Raw genomic sequence first — 2,797 nt, 5'->3', positions numbered from 1 at the left:
CGCACCAGGTTTAGGTCCTGACGTCCGCAAGGATGTGCGGGTTCGAGTCCCGCCCCGCGCACCACCCTGAGGCTTGTGGGCGGCCCTGTTGCCCCTCCTTGCTTTCAGTCGTTGCGGCAAACCCCGCAACATGCCAGGTGAAAACCTGTTTTGACTATTTTTGATCTTAGGAACCATCATGGCCGTGACTGTTGAAACCCTTGAAAAGCTCGAGCGCAAAATGACGCTCTCGCTGCCCGTCAACACCATTCAGTCGGAAGTTGATACCCGTCTGAAGAAGCTGGCCCGTACGGTCAAGATGGACGGCTTCCGTCCGGGCAAAGTCCCCATGAACGTGGTGGCCCAGCGCTACGGCTATTCGGTGCACTACGAAGTCATGAACGACAAGGTCGGTGAAGCTTTTGCCGTGGCCGCCAATGAAGCCAAGCTGCGTGTTGCCGGCCAGCCCCGCATCAGCGAAAAAGAGGGCGCGCCTGAGGGCGAACTGGTGTTTGACGCGGTGTTCGAGGTCTACCCTGAAGTCAAGATCGCCGACCTGTCGGGCGCCGAAGTCGAAAAGGTCAGCGCTGAAGTCAGCGACGCCGCCATCGACAAGACGCTGGATATCCTGCGCAAGCAGCGCCGTACCTTTGCCCAGCGCGCAGCCGATGCGCCGGCGCAAGACGGTGACCGCGCCACCATCGACTTCGAAGGCAAGATCGACGGCGAGCCTTTCGCCGGCGGCAAGGCCGAGGACTACCAGTTCCTGATCGGCGACGGGCAAATGCTCAAGGAATTCGAAGACGCCGTGCGCGGCATGAAAAGCGGCGAAAGCAAGACCTTCCCCCTGAACTTCCCCGCCGACTACCACGGTAAAGATGTGGCCGGAAAACAGGCCGATTTCCTCGTGACGGTCAAAAAAATCGAAGCAGCTCACCTGCCCGAAGTCAATGAAGCACTGGCCAAGTCCCTGGGCATCGCTGACTCCACGGTCGAAGGCCTGCGCACCGACATCAAGAAAAACCTCGAGCGCGAAGTCAAGTTCCGCCTGCTGGCCCGTAACAAGAACGCCGTGATGGACGCGYTGGTCGCCAACGCCGAACTCGACCTGCCCAAGTCCAGCGTSCAGGCYGARCTGGACCGCATGATCGAAGGCGCSCGCGCCGACYTGAAGCAGCGCGGCATCAAGGACGCMGACAAGGCGCCGATYCCCGAAGAAATCTTCCGYCCSCAAGCCGAAAAGCGCGTGCGCCTGGGCCTGGTGGTGGCYGARYTGGTGCGCASCAATGACCTGCAGGCCAAGCCTGAGCAGCTCAAGGCGCACATCGAAGAGCTGGCCGCCAGCTACGAGAAGCCGCAAGACGTAGTGCGCTGGTACCTGAGCGACAACCGTCGCATGGCCGAAGTCGAGGCTGTTGTGATTGAAAACAACGTGACCGACTTCGTGCTGGGCAAAGCCAAAGTCAGCGAAAARGCCATCTCCTTTGACGAGCTGATGGGCCAGAACTGATTCTTCAGCGCCTTTGCTGACATTGGGGCTTGTGCTTTGCGGCACAGGCCCCAATTTCTTTGAGCTACGGCACAACAGCTCGCGAATCTGTTGTCAGCCATCGCCGAAACTCCCTGGGGGAGTTTTTGGGTACAGTACAAACATCTCTGGAGAAAACATGATGGTCCGAAACAGTATTTACGGCGGCGCTTATACGGCCCCGCAAGCCGGCGCGCAGGATGCACAAGGCTTGGGCATGGTGCCCATGGTCATCGAGCAATCCGGCCGTGGCGAGCGCTCTTACGACATTTATTCGCGCCTGCTCAAGGAGCGCGTGATTTTCCTGGTGGGGCCGGTCAATGACCAGACGGCCAACCTGGTGGTGGCCCAGCTCCTCTTCCAGGAGAGCGAAAACCCGGACAAGGACATTTCCTTCTACATCAACTCCCCCGGCGGTTCCGTGACGGCCGGCATGGCGATTTACGACACCATGCAATTCATCAAACCCGACGTTTCCACCCTGTGCGTGGGCATGGCGGCCAGCATGGGTGCTTTCCTGCTGTCGGCCGGCACTAAAGGCAAGCGCTTTTCGCTGCCTAATTCCCGCGTCATGATTCACCAACCATCCGGTGGTGCGCAAGGCCAGGCGTCGGACATTGAAATCCATGCCCGCGACATTCTCAAGACGCGGGACCAGCTCAACCGCATCCTGGCGGCCAATACCGGCCAGCCTATCGAAAAGATCGAACGCGATACCGAACGTGACTATTTCATGTTTGCGGAAGACGCCAAAGAGTACGGGCTGGTCGACCAGGTCATTTCCAAGCGGCCCTGAGCGTCGAAAGCTCTTCAGTTGCACTGCAACAACGGCGTTTTCTGTAACAGAAACGCCGTTTTTTTATTGGTTATCATTAGGTAACAGTTCCCCCTTCAGGCTCCTTAAAGGCATCCCCCCAATGGCCGAGAAAAAAGGCTCCTCCAGCGAAAAGACTTTGCACTGCTCCTTCTGCGGTAAAAGTCAGCACGAAGTCAAAAAACTGATCGCTGGCCCTTCGGTTTTTATCTGTGACGAGTGCATCGATCTTTGCAACGAGATCATTCGCGACGAACTCCCCGCTGGTGACGACGTTCGTGAGACGCGCACCGACCTGCCCACGCCCTCAGAGATCAAGGGAACACTGGACGGCTATGTGATTGGCCAGGAACCGGCCAAGCGCACCCTGGCAGTGGCGGTGTACAACCACTACAAGCGGCTGCGCCACAAGGAAAAAGCCAAAAAAGACGATGTGGAGCTGACCAAAAGCAATATTTTGCTGATCGGCCCCACAG

General features: G+C 58.2%; 3 protein-coding genes. All 3 read left to right on the top strand.

What is annotated here, in order from left to right:
• Nucleotides 1–178 precede the first annotated feature (178 nt).
• Nucleotides 179–1,489, top strand: a complete 1,311-nt coding sequence (gene tig / locus AC1D1P_RS19865; protein WP_477674154.1) for a trigger factor — start codon at nucleotides 179–181, stop codon at nucleotides 1,487–1,489.
• Between the two features lie 157 nt (nucleotides 1,490–1,646).
• Nucleotides 1,647–2,303: an ATP-dependent Clp endopeptidase proteolytic subunit ClpP gene (clpP, locus tag AC1D1P_RS19860; protein ID WP_477674153.1), complete on the top strand. Its 657-nt coding sequence runs from the start codon at nucleotides 1,647–1,649 to the stop codon at nucleotides 2,301–2,303.
• Nucleotides 2,304–2,424: 121 nt separating this feature from the next.
• Nucleotides 2,425–2,797, top strand: a 373-nt coding sequence (locus AC1D1P_RS19855; RefSeq protein WP_477674152.1) for a ClpX C4-type zinc finger protein, incomplete at its 3' end; no start/stop codon positions are given.

The sequence above is a fragment of the Polaromonas sp. P1_E1_2 genome, from assembly GCF_056406035.1.
Note: the sequence above shows the minus strand (reverse complement) of the source record. Positions and strands in the feature narration are given on the sequence as shown.